At 61.8% G+C, this 23,550-nt stretch carries 14 protein-coding genes and 1 tRNA gene; 6 read left to right on the top strand and 9 right to left on the bottom strand.

The features are described from left to right. Window positions 1-921: 921 nt before the first annotated feature. The 9 genes from Q4S41_RS15255 to Q4S41_RS15215 all read right to left on the bottom strand — a co-directional run bounded on the left by Q4S41_RS15255 (window position 922) and on the right by Q4S41_RS15215 (window position 17,461). The gene (locus Q4S41_RS15255; RefSeq protein ID WP_305031982.1) at window positions 922-2,400 is read right to left on the bottom strand and encodes a hypothetical protein; all 1,479 of its coding nucleotides are present in this window, start codon (window positions 2,398-2,400) and stop codon (window positions 922-924) included. A gap of 117 nt (window positions 2,401-2,517) precedes the next feature. Beyond that, entirely contained in the window at window positions 2,518-3,291 is a 774-nt protein-coding gene (locus Q4S41_RS15250) for a Rha family transcriptional regulator (protein WP_305031981.1), read from the bottom strand. Between the two features lie 61 nt (window positions 3,292-3,352). After that, window positions 3,353-3,802: a hypothetical protein gene (locus Q4S41_RS15245; protein WP_305031980.1), complete on the bottom strand. Its 450-nt coding sequence runs from the start codon at window positions 3,800-3,802 to the stop codon at window positions 3,353-3,355. Window positions 3,803-3,956: 154 nt separating this feature from the next. Further along, window positions 3,957-4,526 carry a hypothetical protein gene (locus Q4S41_RS15240; RefSeq protein ID WP_305031979.1) on the bottom strand — a complete coding sequence of 190 codons (570 nt, stop codon included), beginning with the start codon at window positions 4,524-4,526 and terminating at the stop codon, window positions 3,957-3,959. Between the two features lie 51 nt (window positions 4,527-4,577). Beyond that, window positions 4,578-13,514, bottom strand: a complete 8,937-nt coding sequence (locus Q4S41_RS15235) for a hypothetical protein (RefSeq protein ID WP_305031978.1) — start codon at window positions 13,512-13,514, stop codon at window positions 4,578-4,580. A 3-nt stretch (window positions 13,515-13,517) separates the two neighbouring features. Beyond that, window positions 13,518-15,314 carry a hypothetical protein gene (locus tag Q4S41_RS15230; RefSeq protein ID WP_305031977.1) on the bottom strand — a complete coding sequence of 599 codons (1,797 nt, stop codon included), beginning with the start codon at window positions 15,312-15,314 and terminating at the stop codon, window positions 13,518-13,520. A 255-nt stretch (window positions 15,315-15,569) separates the two neighbouring features. Then, window positions 15,570-15,643: transfer RNA gene (locus tag Q4S41_RS15225), tRNA-Arg, on the bottom strand. A gap of 108 nt (window positions 15,644-15,751) precedes the next feature. Continuing rightward, on the bottom strand, window positions 15,752-16,474 hold the full coding sequence (locus Q4S41_RS15220; RefSeq protein ID WP_305031976.1) for a TVP38/TMEM64 family protein: 723 nt from the start codon (window positions 16,472-16,474) through the stop codon (window positions 15,752-15,754). Window positions 16,475-16,549: 75 nt separating this feature from the next. Continuing rightward, complete coding sequence (locus tag Q4S41_RS15215) at window positions 16,550-17,461, bottom strand: DUF2167 domain-containing protein (protein WP_305031975.1); 912 nt, start codon at window positions 17,459-17,461, stop codon at window positions 16,550-16,552. A 174-nt stretch (window positions 17,462-17,635) separates the two neighbouring features. Here Q4S41_RS15215 and Q4S41_RS15210 point away from each other — a divergent pair, with 174 nt between their 5' ends. From Q4S41_RS15210 to Q4S41_RS15185, 6 genes are all read left to right on the top strand, one after another. Continuing rightward, window positions 17,636-18,775, top strand: coding sequence for a cystathionine gamma-synthase (locus Q4S41_RS15210; RefSeq protein WP_305031974.1), 1,140 nt, complete (start codon window positions 17,636-17,638; stop codon window positions 18,773-18,775). Between the two features lie 189 nt (window positions 18,776-18,964). Next, window positions 18,965-19,918: an alpha/beta fold hydrolase gene (locus Q4S41_RS15205; protein WP_305031973.1), complete on the top strand. Its 954-nt coding sequence runs from the start codon at window positions 18,965-18,967 to the stop codon at window positions 19,916-19,918. Window positions 19,919-19,951: 33 nt separating this feature from the next. Beyond that, the gene (locus Q4S41_RS15200) at window positions 19,952-20,548 is read left to right on the top strand and encodes a DUF7010 family protein (protein ID WP_305031972.1); all 597 of its coding nucleotides are present in this window, start codon (window positions 19,952-19,954) and stop codon (window positions 20,546-20,548) included. Beyond that, a complete protein-coding gene (locus Q4S41_RS15195; protein WP_305031971.1) occupies window positions 20,535-21,713 on the top strand; it encodes a sensor histidine kinase in 1,179 nt (392 codons plus the stop codon). The genes Q4S41_RS15200 and Q4S41_RS15195 overlap by 14 nt, the downstream gene beginning before the upstream one ends. Next, entirely contained in the window at window positions 21,713-22,450 is a 738-nt protein-coding gene (locus Q4S41_RS15190) for a LytR/AlgR family response regulator transcription factor (protein ID WP_305032010.1), read from the top strand. Before Q4S41_RS15195 ends, Q4S41_RS15190 begins: the two co-directional genes overlap by 1 nt. Window positions 22,451-22,553: 103 nt before the next feature. After that, the gene (locus tag Q4S41_RS15185; RefSeq protein ID WP_305031970.1) at window positions 22,554-23,390 is read left to right on the top strand and encodes a maleylpyruvate isomerase N-terminal domain-containing protein; all 837 of its coding nucleotides are present in this window, start codon (window positions 22,554-22,556) and stop codon (window positions 23,388-23,390) included. Window positions 23,391-23,550 lie beyond the last annotated feature (160 nt).

Below are 23,550 nucleotides of genomic sequence, written 5' to 3'. Positions count from 1 at the left end.
TAAACCCCCCTCCCTCAGACAAGGGTAATCATTCCGCGATAATGCAAATTGTTTAGGGTAAACATTGCGGAATAGTGCAAATTGATTACCCCCGGTCAACCGCATGTTTACCCTCTGGCCCACTTTTTACCAAACTGGTAAATTCTTTTTTACCACTTTTGAGGACTTTTTACCACTTTCAAACATTACCACTTCGGTAAGGTAACGTTACCACTTCGGTAAGGTCTGAGTTGGGGCATGGAGGGTATCGCTCCATCCCCTCGGAGGGTATCGCGGATAGCCCGGAGGGTATCGCTCCAAGGGGGCTCGGAGCGTAGTGCTCCATCCCTCGGAGCGTAGTGCGGATAGGGTCGGCGAGTAACTGTGGCATAAACTCAAGGGAAGGCCACAAAACCGGGATAACTGTGACAGAAACCATGCGTAGGTTGGTTTTTGGTTAACCTAAGTACGTAAAGTGCAAAATGTTAAGGCGGATAATGCAAAATGTTAAGGCTGATGTTAAGGCTCGGTGAGGTCGGCGTAAAATTGTGCCGATTGAACTGCCGCCACTTTTACCACGGATAGCGGTAGTTGGACTTTGTGGGCAGGAATTGCACCACAATCCACCGTTGATGGAATCCATGAGAGGTGGAATCCACCGTTGGTGGATTGCCTCGTTTCAGGGGAGACTAAACCGCAGGTTAAGTGACAAGGCAGCCAGGATGGTCGGTATGTTACAACAAAGTAGTGAACTGAATCTGCATTGTATGGAAATAAGGCGAAGACGTTACAGTATTGTGGCAACTAAAAACGGCCAACCCAATGAAGGGCCGGCCGCTGAGGGCTTGATTGGATGGTTGAGCGCAATGTAAACCGCCTGTTGATGGGTAAGGCGGCCAAGGATGGGCGAAAAGTAAAGAGGCCAGCACATTGCCGCATTAGTTATACGAAATACGGATTCAATTGCTCTGGTTTCACGGTGGGCGCCACGCCCACACTAATTAAAAACGCTTGAATAATCAGCGCCTTCACGTTCTCCTGGTGCTCTCTCAGTACAACTACCGAATCATGGATGGTGGCGTGCCAGATGCCTTCTTGTGCGAGTTGAGCAGAGATTGTTTTGAGAATAACGCCTGCCTCTCTGCGCTGCATCGTGATGGCTAACTGCTCGTAACCCCGCTCTTTGTAGAGGTCGATTAGAGCGGCGACTTCGGGGAAATGAGCGCGGAACACCTTGCCTTCGGCGCTTGCTTTTGAAGTTTGGGTTTTGCAGAAGAACAGAGTAGCAAAAAACCTCTTTTTAAAGGCGATACGCTGGGCCTTGTCGGTAGAATCCAATGGAAGGCCCATCAGCTCCATCATGTGTTCGTAGAACTCTCCATTGGCGGTGAGCGCGATATAGTGAGACACGCTGTCGGGTACGATGCCTCCACGGTATTTATCCATAAGCAGCAGGGAGAACAGGTAAGGCTGGCTGTTGCGAATGTCCAGATTAATCAATTCTTTGCGTACATGCTCCGAGTGGTAGAGGAACTGGCGAAGGTGTCCACTTAGGTTGCTTAGGTTTGTGAAAACGCGGCTCTCAGGGTCTGGCTGCTCAATAAAGAAATCGCTCACTGCTAGTTTTTGAATGCTGCGCAGGTCACTATTATACTTGCCGTACAACAAGCTTCGCAGGTATTTGTCAAGATTAACACATTGATTATCATGGCTAAGCGTGGCATTTATTATCAATTGTAGCGGAATAAGGGAGTAGGGTGTGGGTGTGGGGGTTCTTTCCTTCCTTTCCCCTTGTTCCTGCTCCCTGAAAGCCTCTGTTATTTTTTGGCACGCTTCCTCTATGGCCTTTCTGTTTTCTCTGAGCATCGGCACCTGTGTTTCCGTTTGGTGGCTGTCGAGTATGTCAAGGGATGCGTTGAGTTTGGCATCTATGTGTTCTAGCGCTTCTGTTGTGCGTATGCGCAGCTTTGTTAGGTGCTTCCACCTGAGCGACCTTGAATGCCTCTGCTTGTAACTGAGTGCTCTTTCGCGTAGCTTCTTGCCCATTGTTTCATCCTTGAAAACGTTTCGCAGGATTGCCTTCGACTCAAAGTCTGGGTGGATGCGGTAGCCATAGGACTTAGACCCGTAGTCGCCGTACAGCTTCTTCCCGTCGCACTGGATGATTCCCTTCCGTAGCAGGGTTTTAATAACCTCGCTAGCATAGCGACTTCCAATGACCGAGCGCACTGTGTCAAGGTGAAGGCATGAATATCCACCTGATTCAATGGACGAGTCGAACACCTTGCGTTCCTCTATGAGGTGCAAAATGTAATTGAACTTGTCCTGGTGGTCGTAAATGTACCGTTCGCTGTACCCCAAGCCAGAAAGTATGGCGGGTATGTCGATGCTGGATGGCACAAGAAATTGCTGTTGAATCATCAGTCTATTTGCCTAAAGGCCCGTAACAACTGTTACATTTTGGACACGAGTTTCCCTTGTGGCTACAAACCAGAAAGTATGGCGGAGTGTAAGTCGGCTGGTTGTCGTCGCTCACCACTAGCGAATGCGCTTTGCGCTGGGGTCGAGTTGCTGTATGCCAATGCCTAATCCTATTAGCCCTGCAAATAGCGGTGTTGCCTTTTTGGTCACGACAGCGGCCTCGTCAATAGGGATGCCCCGAAGTAATAGGCTGTCTGCAAGTGACATGCAGCAAGCAACGGCGGGCTGCGTCTGGCGCAGGACCTCCTTAGCCGATTTGAGAAACTTGGTCGGAAGGCCCGCCGCCCGCGCTTGTGCCACAATAACGTTGGGCCGTTTGCCCGTGTGGATTTCGCAACTGCGCTGGCTGTACCCAATTGCACCGCCTTTGCCTCCTGTTTCAAAATTTAGTTTGTTGGCGGCCTTAGAATTAGATAATTGTATAGCCCGCTCAGTATGCTCAGCAAGATTGATGGGCTGGTTTCGGAGAGCAAGCTCGCTCCTCATCTTCTCAAACTGGGCGATGTAGCCCTGCTTGAAAATTGCCGCCCGCTTCCCTGTGAATCCAGTGACGAGGAAGGTAAAGCCCGCCTCGGTCATTACCACGAAGCGTTGTTGTTTGCCCCGCCCGTCGGTGTAAGTTGACGAATGGAAATTCATTCGTGAGAATGTGGCATCGCACTCCATTCGGTCGATGGCTTGCAGGACGTTGCCGTGGGTTTTCCCGAACCCAGCCGCCACTTTCAGCGAGTCGGTAATGGGGTTGCCCGTCGTCGGGCTTTTGCGAACGAGCGTGTCGGCCGTGGGCTTGAGTGCGGCTTTCTTCTTGGGTTTGGGTACTACTTGGGTCATTCGGCTTGGGGTTGTGGGGTTTTGTTGATTTATGCCGAACTTTGTGTTGCTGGCAAGCGCATTACAAAGTCAGGGGTTGGTCGGGGTTCGCTTCGGCGGCCCCTGCTTTTTTGTGGTGTGGGTCACTACGCGCCTTTTTGTTTGTGTGGCCCACGCCCCTCCAACTCCCCTTGATGGTTCCGTCAGGCCGGCGCAGGCGGTTCACGGCATCATCGCACGGGCCGGTTAGGTAAGACCAGTGACCGAAGCCGCCCGTGGGGCGTTCCGCCTTCAAAATGCCGTTGCGCGCCCACTCCTGAATACGCTTCAGGCTGACGCCGTATCGCTCGGCCATTTCGCTGGAACTGCGGCGCACGGCTCGCTCGCGCTCCTGCTCCTGTTGCAATAAGAGGGCTTCGAGTTTTTGATTGGCCCTAGAATCGGCGCGTTGCTCAATCCAATTATTCAGGTCGAAGTCGGGCGGAAGTTGGCAAGCAAATTCGCCTATGAGCTGATGGGTTGTGTGTAACATAGGGTAGGAAGGGTTGGGTTTTGAAATCGCGGTCACCTGAAATCAGGTGCTTTTGACTCCATAAAGGTACGGATAAAAATTCAAATGATACGACAATGTAGAAATAAGTTCTACAATGCAAAGCATTTTGCAAAAGCAGTTACGCCATTGTGGATTAGATGATGCCGGTTGACTTGCGCAGGGCATGGGCTAGTCGCTCGAAGTCGGCGGCGCTCTCGGCCTTGCCGAACAGCTCGCACCACCAAACGCCATCTGCTATCAGCCTGCTCACTTTGTCGGCAACCCCAAACGGCAGGGCTTTGAACACCACCCCGCCGCCGAAGCGCGTCAGGCCGAGTGCCCGCGCCTGTTGCTTGGCGAATTGCAGCAGCTCGCTCAGGTTGGGCAGGTCGTCGGGCCTTGCGCTTCCGATGCGCTCCTGCACAGAGTCAGGCGAAGCGAAGTATTGCGCGACCCGCTGGCGCAGCACCTCGGGCGATTCCACGTTTTCGAGCACGGCAATGGCCCCCACGTAGGCGTCGTGTAGGTTCACCAGGGCAGCGGCCACGACCCGGCAATGGTAGTAGATGCCGGATGCAGTCGGGAAAGAAGGGGAGTCGCCCACGAAGCGCAGGGTTCGGAGGCTGATACGCGGGGCCAACGGCTCGGCAATCTCTTGAAGGTGAGTAATGTACTGATTAAGCAGCGCGGCCAAACGGTTGTCGGCGGGGATGGTCTGAAACATGGGGTTGTATTGGTGGTGGCCCGCGCCGATACTGACGCGGGCCGGGGTGGACTACTTAATGGGCGGCTTCGGCTGATACGCGGCAAGTACCGCCTCTTTGCCCGCTGCTATCGAGTTCTTGCGGAGGCGCTGCACCACCTTCTGCGCGAGGGCGGCGGGCATCTCCCGCAGGGTCATATTTGCGTCCGAGCCGGCTGCCAGAATCGCGTTGCGCGTGGCGGTAGGCAGGCCGGGGGCTTCGCTGGGTTTGAGCATAGCGGCCCGCAACCCGTCGCGAAAGAATTTTCCGCGAGCCACCATGAGTACCTTGAACTCCGCCCCCGACGGGGGCCGCTGCTTCTGGCCGTCGAAGATGCTCAGCGAGGGGTCGGTGATGCGGCAACGCTTCGGCATCAGCCCGCGCTCAGCCAGGAAGTCGAGGTTGGCTTGGTCAGCCGGGGTGCGTTCTTCGGGGAGGAAGCCCCACAGGCGCGTACTGCTCAATCGCATTGGCTGGCCGAACACGTCAATCGCATCTTCGGCCGAGTCGCGCAGCCAAGGCAAATCACCGACCAAGGAATTGTGCGCGGCCGACCACGCATCATCGGAAACGGTTTCCTTCACGTTCTCGCCGCGTAGGATATTGAATCCACGCAACATCTGTCCGTCAAGGGCCGCGAGCGGCACCATGTTCTTGGCGGCGTTGGCCCCGAAGCGTGCGAAGTACTTCATGCTCTGGTCGGGGCTGCGCGAGGCGTCGAGGATGCCCTTGGTGAACTGGTCTAACCCGGTAGACGGGCCAACGCTCGCCGAGTATTGGGCAATCAACGCGAGGGCCACGGCCATGCGCTTCCCGTCACCGGCCGGCTTGCCTTTCTTGGCCTGCCGACGGTCATAGTCAAGCAGGTTGCCGATGGTGGCAAGTTCCAGTTCCACGGGCCAGCCCTTGTAGCTTACGAACAAGCCGTTGGGAAATTTGATGCTGTACTCGGGCTCCTGTTCTTCCTTGTCTTTGTCGTTCTGGTAGCCCCCGGTCAGGACAATTTGCCCGGCCCTTGCCATTCCGTAGAGGGTGAGCGCCCCGACGGTGCCGAGGATGGCGCGGGTGGCGCTTTTCTGCCGCTGCTCCACGGTCAGCTCGCGGAAGTGCTTGCCACCGCCAAACTCTTTGGGACCGTGGCTGCCGCGAACGGCACGCACCAAGCCCCATGCGGTGTAGTCAAGGTGGCGGTCAAGTACGCTGGCGGCAATGCGCGTGAAGGGGGCCACTATGCGCAGGATGGGCAGGCCGACAACGGGAATATCCCCGACCTTGCCAACGAGGCTGGCGAACGCTCCCACGGTGCCAGGTAGTCCATCGTTGAACGTGTTTTCCTTGGCGAACTGCTGAGCGTCAGCGACAATATTGGCGGGCATGGCCTCCTGCTGCAATTCTCCAACCCGTTGCGCTTTGTCGAGGCCCGCGAGCCCTTCGCTTTCGGCCTGCTGCTCCCACCCGTCGAGGCGTGACTGCACGGCTTCGTTCACGAGTTCCATCACGCGGGCCTGCTTGGCTTTGCCGGTCAGGTTCTCCGCGTCGGCCTGGCTATCGGCGGCGGCGTGGAGCCCGTCAATGCCGTACAGCTTGCCGAGGGCAGCAGAGTATGCCCGTTCATAGAGGCCGGCGCTGTTCAGCTTCTCGCCGCTCAGGCCGGAGTCTTTGCGCACCTCGCGGTAGGCTTCTTTGATAGCAACCTCCCACGCCCTCAGGCCCTGCAAGGTGTACGAAGCATAGTTGTCCTCGGCCACGAGTGCCCGCTGCACGTATTTCAACGAGTTCAGCGGTGTAGCAATGCCTGAGAACTGCTTGTTTTCCAGATAGTTCTTGCCGCCAGCGTCAAACTTCTCATTGCCGGGGCCAGAATATCCGGTTTTCACCACGCGGGCAGCCTCGGCCCATGCTCGTTGCTGTGCCCGCCCGACGCCCCGCAGCGGGCCGGTGGCGGCTTTCAGGGAGCCGGTGCTCGCCCATGTATGAAGCACGGAAATGGCGGTTTCGGCAATCCCTTGGTGGGCGTTGCTGACCACGTTCGTAACGTGAGTAAGCGGGCCGCTCAGGGTGTTAGCGAACCACATGGCCTGCGCGGCGGTGCTCCAATCCACGTCCTCCAACCGACCCAGCTCGCGCATCAGGTCTTGCACGCGGTCTGCGCGTTGGTTGCCGGGCTTGGCGTTGCGCACGGCTTCGGCCAGCTTCACGAACTTGTCGGCCTGCTCGGGCGTGATGTTCGGGAGTTTGAGCTGGGCCTTCAACAAGTCGGCGGCGCTGGTAGGGTCCACCGCCAGGTTCAGGGTGTTGAGCAGCTTATCCACGGCCGTTGCGGCGTTGCGGCCCAAAAGCACCCGCGTTGAGAAGGTCAGGATGCGAGTGCGCAGCTTGGCCTTACGGGCGTGTACCTGCGCGGTGAACTCCTTCTCGATGGCGGCGGCGTAAGTGGCCGCGTCCTTCGGGTCAAGGGCCGCCTCGGCGGCGAAGCGTTCGGCCAGCGTCTTTCCTTTAGGCCCAATGCCTGCGGCCTGCTCACGGGCTATCTTATCCAAGGTCGTGCCGAGCGACTTCATGCCCTTCCGCACGGCACCAGGGGCCACCAACGCGGCTACTTCGGCGGGCTCGGTGAAGCCCTCGTTTTTGCCGCCCTTTGCCACGAACTGTTCGCAGGCAGTCTGGTAGGCGGCGGGCAGCAAGTCCTTGTAACGTGCGCCGATTTCTCGCGTGATTCTGCGGCTCACGTCGGCAAATCCACGGGTGCCGGCTTCCAAGTGATAGCCGACGAGGTGGATAAGTTCGGGCGGAATAAAGCTCGACAGACCCAACTTGCGCAGGGCGGCGCGGGCCTCAGCAGCTTTGGCTTTTGTGAAAAAACGATTAGAAGCGCCATAACCAGTGGGTTCCACAATTGGCTTCTCAACCGGCGCAAGCTGGGCTTTCGGGGCTGTCACAGCCTCCCGCGCTTTCTGAACGGCGGGCGCTTTCAGGGCCTCCTTCATGGCCGACTGGCGCTCACGGGTGGCAATGTCGGCCACGCGAGCACCGGCTTTCTCAGCCTTTGCCAGCTTAGGTTTGCGGAGTTTTTCGGTTTCCTTTATAGCCAAATCCAACACACTGTCGGGGTCATCGGCTACAAAGCCAGCTACTTGTGCAAGGCTCTGGCCTGCTTCGGTCAGCCTGTTTGCCTTAGCTGCGCGGGCGTCCTTCGACTTCTGCCAAAATTCCTCACCCTGCTCGGGGTTGCCAGCCTTGCGCGCCTCGTCGCTCAGCTTGCGGTAGGCCACGGCCACAGCTTCCTGAATCTCGATGTGGTCGGCCGCGCTGATGCCTTCGGGGCGGTCCAGTGCCACGGCGTAGGCGTTCTCAATGCCCACCTGCCGAATGTAGGCGTCGGCATCTGCACGATTCTCTACGACCCTGCGGGGCATATACTTGGCCTGGTCCTCGGTGAAGCTCTCGCGGGTGGCTTGGTCGTAGCGTTCGGCGTGCTTGCGGGCCTTTAGCGCCTGTTTGCCAGGCTTCAGTTTGGGCACGATGCCGGCGCTCTGCTGCACCTCTCTCACCATGGCTTTCAGGGCTTCGTTGCTCACGCCGGTTTCGGCCTCAGTGCCAACGTCGGTGCGGAAGCGGGCGCGCATTTCCTTGCCGCTCACCACGCCTTCGTCAGCGTAGCTCTCCAACACGGTGCGGTAGTCGGCCATGTCCTCGTCGGAAACGCCGTAGGGTGCCAATTCCTCCCACACACGGGGAACGGGCGTTGGTCCAATCCAGTCCGCACTAATTTTTTTTCCGAAGGGGTCTTGACTTATCTCACCGCGCAACGTTTTGCCGGTAACGTCCAGCGCGTCGAATAGCACGCCTTTTTCAATCAGCGACCTTATGTTGTACTCATTAGGAGCGATATAGGCCCCGTCTTTCGGCTTGTCCATGTAAGCCGCAAACTTGCCTTTGGGCTTTGGCAGGTTGACAAGGATAACGTGGGGCGAGCCCGTGTCCCGCGCAAACTTGCGAATCGCCGCCTCGCCGCGTGCCCGGCCGGGTGCAGTCCCTAATTTGGCGTAGCCCACGAGCGTTGCCAACGGCATCCGACCAATGGCCTTCACCCGCCCATTAGTGCCACGTCCAACCAGATGCACAATGTCCTTGCGTTGCTCTAATTCTTTGCTCAGGCGTGCCATGTCCAACGCGCTGGTAATGTTGCGCCCCAGCAACGGGCCGGGTATCGAGGGTTGAAGTAGCGGGTCTTCGGTGAAGGAGTACGTTTCGTTGCTCCACGCGCCGGGAAGGAGTTTGGATTCCTCCACGTACAGCGTTGTCTTGCCGCCTACTTTACTGGCAGTTATCAGGCCGTATCTCTTGTGATTGATGATTATGTGCCCCTTGAAGCCGGGCACGTTCTCAACAACAAACTGGGTAAAATCAATATCAGCCTGCGAGGCGCCGGTATTGCCCGAGGGGTGGTTGTGCTGGCAATAGTAACCGTCTGCCCCGTGGGAGGCCATCTGCTGCTTTAGCCAGTCGGCCGCCGAGGCGCCGCCGCGCTGGGAAGCGTCCGGGAAGCCGGGCGCGGTGCCGGGCATACGGGCCGACATGGTGCTCTCGCCCACGATTTCCTCGCTGCCATCGGCCAGCTTCTTGACGAAGTAATACTTGAATGTTTCCCAGCGCGGGTCACGCATGACCTGTGCCATTGTTGCCAAGTCCTTAACGGTCTTGATGATGCGCCCCACGAAGACGGCCGAACCCTTGTCGCGCAGGTCGGCGGATATGTCGGATTGGGTTATTTCCGCCGCCGCCCGGTTGAGCGGGGCGCCGGGGTTGGCGTCATTTCGTAGGGGGCGAAGCTCTCCACTATCATTCCCGTCTGTGGGCAGAAGCCGCCCTTTCCCTCTACGACCTGCTTTTTCGGCGGCGGCGAGGGCTTGGTGGCCGGTTTCTCGGATGCTTTCGGGTTCGCCTTCACGGAGTTTATAATCTTGGGTGAATTTTTCGCTAACGCTGGTCGGGCCGTTTTGTTGTGCGCGGCGGGCTTTAATCTTGTCGAGGGCGGCCTGACGCTTGGCGGCGGGGCTGTCTAGTTGTTCTGCGGGCGTGTTTCGTCCTGGCTGTTGAGGATTTGCAGCATCAGGTTGTGTGGTGCGCTGTGCGTTTTCTGCCGGGCCTTCCATTCCTCGTGTCGGGGATGGCGCGGGTCGCCCGTCGGCAGCACTTGGTCGAGTCGCGCCTTGCGCTCCTGGGGTGTTTTGGGGGTTTTCATCGGTTACGGAGAAGGTTTTTTGTACGGCATCGGCCCGGCTCAGCGCGGGCGTGGGGTCAAACAGGGTGGAGGGGTTGCCGTTGGCGGCGTAGGCGTACTGCGCAAACGCCTTGGCAATGTGCGTCGGGCGCTTTTCCTCGGCAAGCAACTTAATCAGGGCCAGCTCCAACGGGGAATACCGCTCGGCGGGGGTGCGCTGCCCGTCGGGGGCGAACAGGTTGGGGGTGCGCGTCCAGATGGAGAACGACGCGCCGCTGTTGCGGTACTCGTGGACGCCGGCAATGGCGTTCTGAATTTCAGGCGTCAGGCTTTTCTCGTCAGCCACGCCGGCCAGATAGCCAGCGGCGCGGTCTAGGCCGTTCTGCGCGGCGGCGGGCAGCTCCTGGAACAGCTCGGGCAGGTTGGGGTCGCCCTCCGCGAATAGCAGTTGACGGTGGAGGGCGGTAATGTCTTCCACGCCGTTCGGGGTCAGCGTGCCGTCGGGCCGGAACAGGGTTTGGAGTTGGGTGGTGTTGGCGAGGCGGTGCTTTTGCAGGAAGCGCAGCACGGCTCCCTCGTTGGCGCGGATGGCTTCGGTCAGGGTGCCGCCTTCGGGCGGGGTGAGCAAGCGGCCGAGGTCGGCGCGGGCTTCGGGGTCCATGCGCCCGGCTGCCTGCTTCACGTCCAAACGGCGCGTCCCACCGCTCTCGGTGTCGGCGGCGGTGTAGTTGCCTAGCTCGCGTGCTTTCGCGTCGCTCACGTCGGCGATTCGCACAAGCACGGGCTTTTTCATGGCGGCGGCCTGCGCGGGGTCGATGCCCACGGCCTGCGCCTCTTTCAGAACGCCCTTGCGGTAAGCCTTGCCGTCCTGGCGGTAGTGCTGCCGGATGCCTTCGCCCCGGCCATTGCCTTGGATGATTTCGCCCCGGCCGTTGATGATGGGCGCCCCGGCATACGCGGTGGGGGATTGCGCGAGCTGGGCCACGTCGGGGTTGGCGGCGATGTTGTCAATCGCTACCTGGCTGGCTTGGTCGAAGGCGGCGCTGCGGTTTTTGGGTTGGGCCTCGGGAAGAAAGTGGTTGAGGTTTTGGCTGCCCCCGGTGTGCGAGGGTTGCAACTCGTCGGCTTCGATGAGTGCGTAGCGCACGGGGACATTTACCCCGTCGGCAAAGGTGGCCGTGGACGCTCTGCCCTGAACGGCACGGGAACCGATGGGCTCCTGGCGGGTGTAGGTTCGCCCGTCTTTTTGGAACGCTCCGGCCTCCCGGTTGGCGCTGGGCGTGCCGTAGGTGGGCACGGGTTTAGCCGGCTCACTTTTGACTTGGCCCTGTGGTTCAGTTGGTTGTGAGTCGGGGTTACTTTCTGATAAGTTATTGACTGTCAGTGATGACGGGATTCCCGTCATCACTTCGCGGGCGTTCAGCTCAGCCAGGGCGGCCTTGCCGTCGGGGTTGTTGGCTACGATGATGCGGCTGCCGTTCTTACCCGTCACCATCACGGCGTCAATCTCGCCGGCTGCGTTGCGCGTCACGTCCTCGATGGGCAGGTCGAGCCCGCCCACGCTCACGGTGTCGCCGGGCTTGATGGCGCTTGGCTTGGCGTTATTCTCGCGGCTCACTTTTGCGCCGCGAGATTGGGGAGCAGTCGGCGTGGCATCCAGCAGGAAGTCGGTGGCCGGGTGGTCGAACTGTTGGCCTTTGTCGAGCACGCTGATTTGCCCGTCGGCGTGGTGCAGCTCCACGTCGCCCTCGGCATTACGAAAAGCTCGTACTGGCTGCCCGCCCATATTCAGGTCGAGCGGCGCGGCCTCGGTGGCAGACTCAGGCACCAACTCGCCCAAGGTGGGGCCGCTTACTGCACTATTCCCGCCCGCGCTTACGTCTGCCCTTTCTGTGAAATTCACAGTTTGGGTTTCGGCTGCTTGCGGGCGGGAGTTGGTTGGAATCGGGTCGCGGGTAGGCCCGGGGTCAGTGCGTGGGGTGGCGGGTAGAGCCGGGGTAGGAGCTTTGGTTGGAGAGGTAGTGAAAACGTTGCTTTGGGCGTGCTTGCTGAGCTTGCCGTTTGTATCGCGCACGATGATGGCGCGGTTCTCGCCTGTGCCCGTGACGTGGTGAATTTTGCCTAGCTGGGTCATGCCTGCGTCGTCGCGCACCACCACGGCCTTGCCCAGCAGCCGGGCGGCCGGGCGGTCAGCGGTGATGGGGGCGGTGCCTTCGGGCGCGCGACGGCGCTGTACCACTTGCTCGTCGGCCGGGGCTTCGGGGGGGTGCTCGCCGTGGAAGGCGGTGCTGGCAAGCCCACCGGCTGCGAAGCCACCGATGGCCTGTTCCAGCGGGCTTTTCACGAGCGCGTCGTAAGCCGTGGTGCCGTAGCGGCCCTTACCGGCTGGGGCTGAACTGTTGCCGCGCACCTTATCCGCCGTGAGTTGGGCAATGCCTTCGGCCTCCCCTTGCAGGAACTCCGTCACGGCCTCGCCTGCGCCGTGGCTGGCGGCGGATTTCACCACGCCCGGCAGAATAGCGGCCACGGACTTGGCGAGGGCCGATTGGGTGAGCTTGCCGCCGCCCTCGGCCAGTGCCCGGCCCACGATGGTTTTGGTGAGTAGCCCCGTGATGGCCTTGTTCTTGGTGATGATGCCCGCGCCCATTTCTTCCAAAACGCCCTGAATCGGAGCGAGGGCGGTGGCCGTGTACATGGCCTCGGTTTCGCTCAGCCCGGCCTGACGGGCGGCATCCTTGGTGGAGCTAATGCCGAGCGCGCCGCCCATCGTCACGCCACCCAGCGGCCCGCCTGCCAGTGATGCCGCGCCAACCTGTACAATGGAGTTTGCGCCCTGCCCGAGTAGGTTGCCCCATGCCGCGCCGTTCGTGGGGTCGTCCAGCACACTCTTGCGGGCGTTGTCGGCGATTTTGAACTTGATGCTCTCGCCCGCGTCCCGCATCGTCGCGCCCATTTGGTCCGAGGGCTTGTTGTCGGTGACCACGCCCACTTCGTCCTCGTAGCCGGGGGCCACGTCGGACTTGGGGGTAAGGTATTTCTGGTTAACGTCGCCGAGGTAGTCGAGGGCGTTGCCGCCTGCGCGCACCAGGTCGCCGGGAATGTTGCCGATGTTCTTGCCCAAGGCCGAGAGAAACGATTCCTGCGGGGCGGCTGGTGCCTGCTCGGGGTTGAGCTGGCCGGCCTGCGAGGCGGGGGAAAGGTATTCGGTGCCCTCGGCCACCGTGCCCGAGTCCTCGCGCTTCTGGTAGGTGCCCGCCGGGCGCGGGCCGGTGAACGAAGCCGGGAATACTTGCTCGGTGGCATCCGGCGCACCGTTGAGGGCGGCCAAGGCGTCGTAGGGCTGGGCGGGAGTAAGCCCGGGCAGGGGCGCGGCGTCAGTGGCTACTTGCTCAAACGGCCTATCGCCCGGCAGACCATTTGCCACCACTGAGGCAGTCCCCGGCGTAGCGGCAGAGGGCATCCCACCATCGACGGACTGCACTTTTTTTTTATAGCCGAGGGCATCCGTTAGCTCCTGCCCGCTCATCTTGAACTTCGGATTGAGTTGGCCCACGTACTGCACGAACTCGTCGCGCTTCGTGTCGTCGGTCAGAATGGCCTCCAACTTGGCGTCGTCCAGCGGTTCCCCGCCATCAAGCTCGGTAAATTTGGCTAGGAATTTACTGCGCTTGGCCTTGAAGTCGGGCGGTGCAGTCGGGGTGGTGGGTTCCTGGGCGGGAGTGTCCTGGGTGTAGAGTTCGGCCATGTATTAGAGCATCCCGCCCGAATTACCGGCGGCGGCGTTGGTGGTTTTGTTGTTGGTGACTTTCTTGGCTTTCTGGCCCGTAGTGGGCGCGTTCAGGAAGGCCGGCCGCTGGGGCTTGGTTTTGGGGTTGGTAGCTTTCTCGGCCTCGCGTTGGGCGTGGCTGTAGGGGCTCACGAACTTGCCGCCGCGCTTGGTTACCTCGCGCAGCAGGGCGGCTTGGGCCGGGGAGGGCTTGTAGTGGCTCCACTTGCCGCCCGTGGCGCGGGCCAACTGCTCGTCGGCTTCCTGGGTGATGGGGAAAAGCACCGTGCGCTCGGTTTTGGCAACTGAATTATCAGGCGCCATTTTTCCGGTTTCGCCTCGATTTTTCGCTGGCTGGTACACCAACGGAGCGCCCCCGAGCCCGCCCAAACCGTCGCCTGCTGTGCGCGCGGCGTCCTCAACGATTCCGCGTCCTTCCACCCGCAATTCAAGGTCCTGGGGCTTGGGGTATTCGCGGGCAATTTTCAGGGCGTAGTCGGCCGCCTCCTGGTCGGTGGCAAATGCTTCGGGCCGCCCGAGGCGCTTGCCGGACTTCGTGTAGAGCACGTAGGAGCGGGTTTGCGCCTTCACCTTCGTATTGCCGCCGCCCTTGATGTGGTTGGTGTCGGTGGGCTTGCCATCCTGGCCGATGATGGTCATGTTGGCCGTGGGAACAGACACCTCCACGTAGGGCTTGGCTGCGCTGCCAAAGCTCTGGCCCACCTCGGCGTAGTGGTTAGTTACCTGGCCGCGCATCGGGTGTACGTAGTCCGACTGGCGGGCGCCTGCGTAGTCGCTCACCACCACCTTGTTGGGGTTGTCTTTGGCGGCGGCGCGATTGCGGGGCACCAGTGCGTTCAGTCCTTCATCTTTGGTCGTGTCGTAGAACGCGAGCGGGCCAACCATTTGCGCGTGATGCCCGCGCCGCGTCATAATGGGCAACACGGGAACGGTAGGGTCGGCGGCGTTGGCCTCAATGCTTTTCTGGCGTTCCGCGTCGTAGGCCGCCACACGAGCATCTGTCTTTAATTTGAATAGCGGGTCGCTGTCGAGCAGGTTGTCCATGTCGGCGGTCAGGTTGAGCTTGGGGCTGCCATCGGCGTTGAGCATGGGGTGACCCTTGCCGTCGAAGGCCACGAGGCGCCCGCGCACAGTATCGGCCGTGTGCTGGCCTCCGAGTTGCCCGGCCTCGGCAATCTTCTGGCTGATGATGGGAAACAGGCCCTTGGTGGTGTGGTCAATCACCGCTTTCTCGTTATAAAGCTGGTGGTCGCCGAGCAGGCCCGCCTTCCACGCTTCCTCGTCAAACTCCGAGGGGAGCAGGCCGGAGCCATCCTTCCCGCGCAGGGCTTTGGCTAGGTGCTCGGTGGCGTACTTGGCGTTGTAGAGCGGGTCGTTCTGATACTTCCTGATGGCATCGTTCAGGTAGGCCGTTTTCGCGTCGGACTGCTTCGTTTCATTTCCAACCCGCTGCTTCAACGGCTCCGCTGCCATCTGCCGCCCCATCCGGTCAAGGTCGCGCTTCTCGTAGATGCCTCGCAGCTCCCCCACAAAGGGCTTATATACCTTCTCGTTCAGTTGCTGGGCGAAGTACGGCGAACCACTTTGCTCGTACTTTACCGAGTCGTGGTAATCCTTCGCGTCTTGCTCAACCCGCTTGGCTTGGCGGTTGGCTTCCTGCTGCGCGGCAATGGCCGACGAGCGGCGGCCGGCTTCGAGCAGCGAGAGGGCGTCCGGCCCGGTACGGCCGAGTATGAAACTGGCCCCGGTCCCGGCCACGCCTCTCGGCACTGAATTTTCTCCGTTTACTTCTGCCACTGTTTAGAGGTATGCTGTACTTGCAAGATACAACAATGTAGACGAAGTAAACTCTTTATCATCCTACAGGACAGAACTTAGGCGGAGCCCACAAGAAAAGCAAACCACTTGACTCGCCTTTGCTACTGAAATGGCTTGATACAGGCCCTTCATGCCCTCCAACATTCCCCGAAAAGCAAAAAACCGCCCTCACAGTATCGTGAGAGCGGTTTCTAGTGGTCGTGTAAGGAGTCGAACCTTAAACCTTCTGATTCGTAGTCAGATGCTCTATCCAATTGAGCTACACAACCCTTTTCCCGTGTTGGGAGCACAAAGGTAGGGAGAGAAAAACCGGCTTCACAAGCCCGCTGCGAGTTTTTTGGCAATAATTTTTCGATTTTCACGCAAGCGGCTCAGAATCAAGGCTGCTTTTTTGTGTCGGCGGCGCTGTTGTGGAGGGCCCGCTTGAGTGCGTGGTTGAAAATATAGTAGAGGCCGAAGAATGACAGCGCCACCAACGCTAGGAGCAGCAGCTTGCCGGTGGTGCCGGTGCCGGGGTCTTTGAGCAGCGTGAAGACGTCCTGCGCCTTCGTGCCCAGCCAGTAGAAGAACAGGCTGCGCGGCAGCATGCCGGCAATGGAGGCAAACAGAAAGGGCCCGCGCCGCACCCGCATAATGGCCAGGATGAACGTCATCAGGGCAAACGGCGTGACGGGCGACACGCGGGTGAGGAAAATGAGCTGCCAACTGTCGGTTTTCAGCTCCTTCATCACGGCGTCGGCCTTGGGGAAGTGGCTGAGGAAAGCCAGCATCTTGCCGTGGTCGAGGGTGGTGGCAATTTGGTAGCCCACCAGCGCGGCCAGCGCATAGGCCACCACCATGCCCGGAAACCCGCTCCAGCCCAAATAAAAGCCCGTAATGAGCACCACGGCGGTGGTGTTGACCAGCGAAAAGGCCATGGCCACGCCCACGATGACGAAGTAGAGCAGGCTTTGGGCAGTGGTGAGGTTTTCGAGAAACTGCTGGTTGCGGTAGAGCACAAACGTGAGCGACGAGCTGCCCAGCAACGGCACGGCCACCAGCAGCACCATGGACAGCAGCGTGGAGAAGTTTTTTTGAAAAAGCTCGCGCAGAAATTTCATAGGCAGCGAAGGTAAGGCCCCGCAGGGGCAGGGCCCTGCCTTTATGCTGCCTTTACGCGCCGCCGGGGCGGGCGGCTACGCTTCTTTGCTGCCGAAGCCGAAAAACCGCTTGATGGCCGCCCAAGCGCCCGCAATGGCGAGCATGCCCAGCTTCCAGAATTTGAGGATGACAGCAAACAGCCCCACTTTGGCCAATACCTTGCCCGCCACCAGGCCGCCGATGGTGTAGGCGGCCACCTCGTCGAGGCCGGCGTCGAAGTCGGTGTACTGCTGGCCCTTGGTGAAGGTGACGTTGGAGAGCAGCCCGGGAATGCTGGCTTTGACTTCGGCCAATTGGCTGGGGTCGCCGATGGCGTTCAGAATGAGCACGCCTTTGCGGCCGAGCAGGCGCACGTTGTAGTTGAGCACCGTGTCGGTGTCGGTGCCGAAGCGCAGGGACTTGGCCCAGTGCAGGGCGTGGGTGTTTTTGTCGTAGTAAGGGTTAGCGGCCCAGCCCAGCAGGTAGACGGGGTCGAAGCCGGCTTTTTCGCGCTCCCGGTTGTTTTCGCGGGTGTCGTCCTGCATTTCCATCAGCAGGTCGTTGTAGTCGATATCGTCGGCGTCATCGTCCTTCACATAGCCCATGGCGTCGAAATCGATGGAATAGGCCCAGTGGTTGCGGTCCACGGGGCCGCGGTCGACGGGGAAGAGCATGCCCAGGCTTTCGCCGTTGGGGTTGCCCCAGAGCTGGACCAGCACGCGGCGGCTCTGGGCCGAATCGAGGTAGCGGAAGCCGCGCGGCACGGTGAGCTCGCCGATGCCGCCGGGCAGCACGATGTGGCCCTGCTGGTAGTGCAGGGTGGCATTCACGGAATCGACGTAGGCTTTTTCGGCGGCGCGCCACATGGCCACCGAATCGGCGGCGGTGAGGATGGGCTTGGCCTTGGGTTTGGCGAGGGCGGTGCCGAAAGCCAGCAGCAAGGAAAGGAAGAGTAGCGGTTTTCTCATGGGAAAGGTTGGCAGCGGGTAAAAGGTTGAGGGTTATGAGGTAGCCAAACGACGAATATAGCCGGCGGCCAGCGTTTCGGCCGTGCCTTGGCTGGCTTCCGTAACTTGCCGGCCCAAGGCGCCCGGGCGTTAGTCCGGCGCTTGGCTCATCCCAGACCAATTCCCACCATCACCATGAAATTCGCCACCAAAGCCATTCATGCCGGCGTGCACCCGGACCCCGCCACCGGGGCCATCATGACCCCCATCTACCAGACGTCGACCTACGTGCAGACCTCGCCCGGCAAAAACCAGGGCTTCGAGTACTCGCGCACCCACAACCCCACCCGCTCGCAGCTGCAGGACGCCGTGGCCGCCCTCGACAACGGCAAGCACGGCATCGCCTTCGCTTCCGGCATGGCCGCCATCGACTGCGTGATGAAGCTGCTGCAGCCCGGCGACGAGGTGATTTCGACCAATGACCTCTACGGCGGCAGCTACCGCCTCTTCACGAAAGTGTACGAGGTATTCGGCATCAAATTCCATTTCGTGCCCATGCACGACATGGCCGCCGTGCGCGCCGTGGCCAGCGAGAAAACCAAGCTAATTTGGGTGGAAACGCCCACCAACCCGCTGCTCAACGTCATCGACATTGCTGCCGCCGCCGCCGTGGCCAAGGAGTGCGGCGCCCTGCTGGCCGTCGACAACACCTTCAGCACGCCCTACCTGCAAACCCCGATGGACCTGGGGGCCGACATCGTGATGTACTCGCTGACCAAGTACATGGCCGGCCACTCCGACACCGTGATGGGCGCGCTGGTGGTGAACGACGACGAGTTGCACCAGCGCCTGAGCTTCTACCAGAACGCCTGCGGTGGCACGCCCGGCCCGCAGGACTGCTTCCTGGTGCTGCGCGGGCTAAAGACGCTGCACATCCGCATGCAGCGGCACTGCGAAAACGGCCGCGCCGTGGCCGAGTACCTGCGCCAGCACCCCAAAGTGGAACGCGTGTACTGGCCCGGCTTTGAAAACCACCCCAACCACGCCGTGGCGGCCAAGCAGATGCGTGACTTCGGCGGGATGATTTCCTTTGTTTTGAAAGGAGATAAGCAGGAAGACGCCATTGCTGTGCTGGAGAAGTTCAAATACTTCACCCTGGCCGAAAGCCTGGGCGGCGTGGAAAGCCTTAGCGGCCACCCGGCTACCATGACGCACGCCAGCATCCCGGCCGAGCAGCGCCGCAAGTCGGGCCTGAGCGACTCACTCATTCGCCTGAGCGTGGGCATTGAGGACGCCGAGGATTTGATTGACGATTTGGCCCAGGCCATTGGCTAACGTTTCGCCGCTTGGCTTGAAGCCGTGCCCCGGGGGAGTGCTCCGGGGCATTTGCGTGCCGGGGCGTTGGGCTCGGCCGGGTTTGCGCCCGTTCGCGGCGCTAAATAACCGTTCGTCCAAATTGCCTTTTGGATGGGAAAGGAGTGGGGTAGGTTTGAGGCATCAATCACCCCAAACCACTCCAACGCCATGAATTACGCTGCCCTCCGCCGTCCTTTTGCCGCCCTGTTGCTCGGCGTGGCCCTGGCCCAACCGGCCGTTGCGGCCGAACGGCCCGCCGCCCGGGCCGCCAGTTCCACCCCTGTGGATAACCCCGCCGCCCATCCCAGCTTCACGGTGCGCGTGGTGGGCAAGGGCCGCCCCGTGCTGCTGATTCCGGGCCTGACCTGCCCCGGCGCGGTGTGGGACGAGACAGTGGCTCACTACCAAAGCCGCTACCAATGCCACGTGCTGAGCCTCGCCGGCTTTGGCGGCGCGGCGCCGGTGGCCGGCGGCCCGGCGGCCGGCTTGCTGCCCGCCGTGCGCGACCAGCTGCTGGCCTACGTCAAAACCCAGAAGCTCGACCGGCCCGCCGTCATCGGGCACAGCCTGGGCGGCTTCATGGGCCTGTGGCTGAGCACCACGCAGCCCAACGCCGTGGGCCCGCTCGTCATTCTCGATTCGCTGCCCTTCCTGGCCGCCGTGCAAAACCCGGCCCTGACCGCCGAAGCCGCCCGCCCCATGGCCCAGGGCATGCGCCAGCAGATGAGCGCCGGCCGGATGCCCCTGGCCCAGCAGCGCCAAATGGTGGCCACCATGGTGACTGACACGGCCCACCAAGCCCTGGTGACGCGCTGGGGCCAGGCGTCGGACCCCGCCAGCGTGGCCCAGGCCATGTACGAGCTCTACACCACCGACCTGCGCGCCGACCTTGGGGCCGTGCGGCAGCCCGCGCTGGTGCTGGGCACTTGGGCCGCCTACCAGCCCTACGGCGCCACCCTGGCCTCGACGCAGGCCATTTTTGAGGCGCAGTACGCCAAGCTGCCGCAGCACCGCATCGAGATGTCGCCGGCCGGCAAGCACTTTGTGATGTACGACGACAAAGCCTGGTTTTTCCAGCAGGCCGACGCATTTTTGCAGGCCCACTACGCGGCCCGCAAGTAACCTCGTGCGCTTTTCTCTTTTCCGCCATTGCTCATGCCCGCTGCCGTTAGCCCCGCCCTTGTTCTGAACCAACTCCGGCTGGAAGTGTCCGTGAAAGCCAAGAACGGCCTGGACTTTATTGTGGCCGCCACGCTGGTGTGGGCCGCCATTGCCAGGGTGTGGCTGCTGCCCAATTCGGCCAGCCGCAGCGGCTTCATCACCTTCTTTGTGGGGGCGCTCACCTTGCCGCTAGCCCGCCTGCTCTCGAAGCCCTTGCGCACCACCTGGACGCTGCCGCACAACCCCCTGCAGCCGCTGGGGCTGTGGCTGAACTTTGCGCAACTCTTCTACTTCCCGTTGCTGATGTTTATGTTCGGCCGCTACCCGCAGCACTTCCTCATGGCCTACGGCATCGTCACGGGCGCCCATTTCTTTCCCTATGCCTGGTTTTACCGGGCACCGGCCTTCGCCGTGATGGCCGGGGTGATAAGCGTGGGCTGCCTGCTGCTGGGGCTGCGCCTGGCGCCGGCCCAGCACTACCTCATTGCGGTTTTCGTGGCCGTGTGCCTGGCGGTGCTGGCGGCGCTGCTGGTGCGCTCTTATCGCCAGAACCAACGCCTTTTTCAGCCCCTGGCTTATGCTGAAAACTAGCTTGCCTTCGTCGCGGCCCTCGCCGCCGGGCCGCTACTACTGGCGCGCCCAGGTGCTGGCCTGGACGCTGTACGGCCTGTTCAATCTGATTATTTTCCGGGTGTTTGTGCCGGCAAACGGGCACACGCCGGCCTGGGTGTTCGGGGCGATGAGCGGCATCATTGCGGCCTCGTCCCTGGGGGCCTCGCACGTGCTGCGGCAGCTGCTGTGGCGCGGCAACTGGCTGGCCCGGCCGCCGCTGGCGCTGCTGGGCCGGCTGCTGCTTGCCAACGCGGCCTTGTCCGTGGGCTGCGTGCTGGTGATTGGGTTGGTGGCGCGGCTGGTGCTGCCGCGGTCAATTGCGGGGCAGGGGCCGCCGGGCTGGGGCGAGCAGCTGGGCTATGCGTTGAACATCAGCATCCTGCTTTCGCTGTGGGCGGCGGCCTACGTGGGCTGGCACTACCTGCAACGCTCGCGCCGGGCCGAGATTGAAAAGTGGCGCCTGACCGCCGCCGTGCGCGAGGCCGAACTGAACACGCTGCGGGCCCAGCTCAACCCGCATTTTTTGTTCAACGGCCTCAACAACATCCGGGGCCTGGTGAGCGAAGACCCCGCCCGCGCCCGCCAGGCCCTGGCCCACTTGGCCGAGCTGCTGCGCTACGTGATGCAGCACAGCGCCACGCCGCTGGTGCCGCTGGCGCAGGAGTTGGAAATCGTGGCCGATTACCTGGCCCTGGAAGCCCTGCAACTGGAAGACCGGCTGCGCTATTCCCTCGACGTGGACCCCGCCGCCCGGGCCGCCCCGCTGCCGCCCCTCACGGTGCAGCTGCTGGTCGAGAATGCCATCAAGCACGGCGTGGCCCCGCGGCCGGCCGGGGGCTTCGTGGCCCTCACGGCCCAGCTCGACGCCGCCGGCTGGCTCTGCCTCACGGTGCGCAGCACCGGGCGCTACGCCCCGGAGCAGGCGGTGGCCGGCAGCGGGCTGGGCCTGCGCGGCCTGCGCGAGCGGCTGACGCAGGCGTTTGGCCCGGTGGCGGAATTCCGCCTGGAAAACGAGCCCGCCGCGGCCGATGCGGTGCTGGCGACGCTGCGCCTGCCCGTCCTCGCTTTTGCGCCACCGGGCCAGGCCCTCAGCCCTGCCACGCACCCCGCCGCTCATTCCCCCATTTACTCATTCACCCCTTGATGAAAGTGCTGCTGGTTGATGATTCGCGCCTGGCCCGCGCCGAGCTGCGCCGCCTGCTGGAAGCCTTCCCCGACGTGGAAGTGGCCGGCGAAGCCCGCGACGCGGCCGAGGCCCGCGTGCAAATCGCCGCCCAGCGGCCCGATTTGCTGCTGCTCGACATCCACATGCCCGGCGAAACCGGCTTCGAACTGCTGGCCACGCTGGACGCGGCACCGCCCGTGGTGTTCACCACCGCCTACGACGCCCACGCCCTGCGCGCCTTCGAAGTCAACGCCCTTGATTACCTGCTGAAGCCCGTGCAGGAAGCCCGGCTGGCCGCGGCGCTCGACAAGGTGCGGGCCCAGCTGCCGGCTCCGGCGCCCCGCCCGGCGCCGGAAACTGCGCCGCCCGCCGCCCCGCTCACCGAGCAGGACCAGGTGTTTGTGAAGGACGGGGAGCGGTGCTGGTTTGTGCGGCTGGCCGAGGTGCGGCTCTTTGAAATCAACGGCAGCTACACCCAGATTTCCTTCGACCAGCACCGCCCGCTCATTCCGCGCACGCTGGCCCAGCTCGAAGCCCGCCTCGACCCGAAGGTGTTTTTCCGGGCCAACCGCCAGCAGATTATCAACCTGAACTTTGTGGCAAGCGTCGAACCCTGGTTCAGCCACAGCCTGCGCCTGACGCTGCGCGGCGGGGGCGAGGTGGTGGAAGTATCGCGCCAGCAGTCGCAGCGCTTCCGCGAGCTGCTGAGTTTGTAGCGGGGGCTGGTTGGTTGAAGGAACGGATTGAACGTCATGCTGAGCGCAGCCGAAGCATGACGTTCAATTACCCACTTTTCAACCATACTCGCTATAATTGGGCATGACGTCAGCCCCGCCCATCCCCATCGAAACCCGGCCGCTCTTTGCCGAACTGGACCGCCTGCTGCTGGAGCTGCTGCGCTCCCTCGCGCCCGACGACTGGCAGCGGCCCACCCTGGCCCGGCTTTGGACGGTGAAGGACGTAGCCGCCCACCTGCTCGACGGTAACCTCCGCACTCTCTCCATGCTGCGCGACGGCTACTTTGGCGAAGCCCCCGACGACTTTTCCTACGCCGGCCTCGTGGCCTACCTCAACCGCCTGAATGCCGACTGGGTGCGGGCCGCCCGCCGCCTGAGCCCGGCCGTGCTGACGGACCTGCTAGCCCAGTCGGGCGCCGAATACACCGCCTACCTGCGCACCCTCGACCCGTGGGCGCCGGCCGCGTTTTCGGTGGCCTGGGCCGGCGAGGCCGAGTCGCTGAACTGGTTTCACATTGCCCGCGACTACACCGAAAAGTGGCACCACCAGCAGCAAATCCGGACTGCCGTGGGCCAGACCGACGCGCTGATGACGCCGGCCTTGTTTCGGCCCTTCATTGAAACGCTGCTGCGCGGCTTGCCGCACGCCTACCGCGCGGTGACGGCGCCGGCGGGCACGCGGGTGCGGGTGGGCATCGAGGGCGGCGGCACTTGGGATTTGCTCAAAACGGCCGAAGCCTGGCAACTGGCGCCACCTACCGCGGCGGCATCCAGCGCCGAAATTACCCTGCCGCCCGACGTGGCGTGGCGTCTGTTCACCAAAGGGATGAGCCCGGCTGAAGCGGAGCCGCTGGTGCAGCTGGCGGGCGATGCGCAACTGGCAAAAGCCGCCCTGAACCTAGTGGCCGTGATGGGCTGAGCAGCGCTCCGCCAGGCGCGGCACTAGTGGCCGCAGGGCTGGACGCTGCCGCGAGCGTATTGCCCTGAAACCGAATTAAAAGCGGATTAAATGCCAACCCTTACTGCGTGGCGGGGGTTTAAGGCATGATTCTGTTTTAATTCTGGTTTTTTATCGGCCT

This window comes from Hymenobacter convexus (assembly GCF_030580955.1).
Classification (GTDB): Bacteria; Bacteroidota; Bacteroidia; order Cytophagales; family Hymenobacteraceae; genus Hymenobacter.
This window is presented reverse-complemented; position numbering and strand designations above follow the sequence as displayed.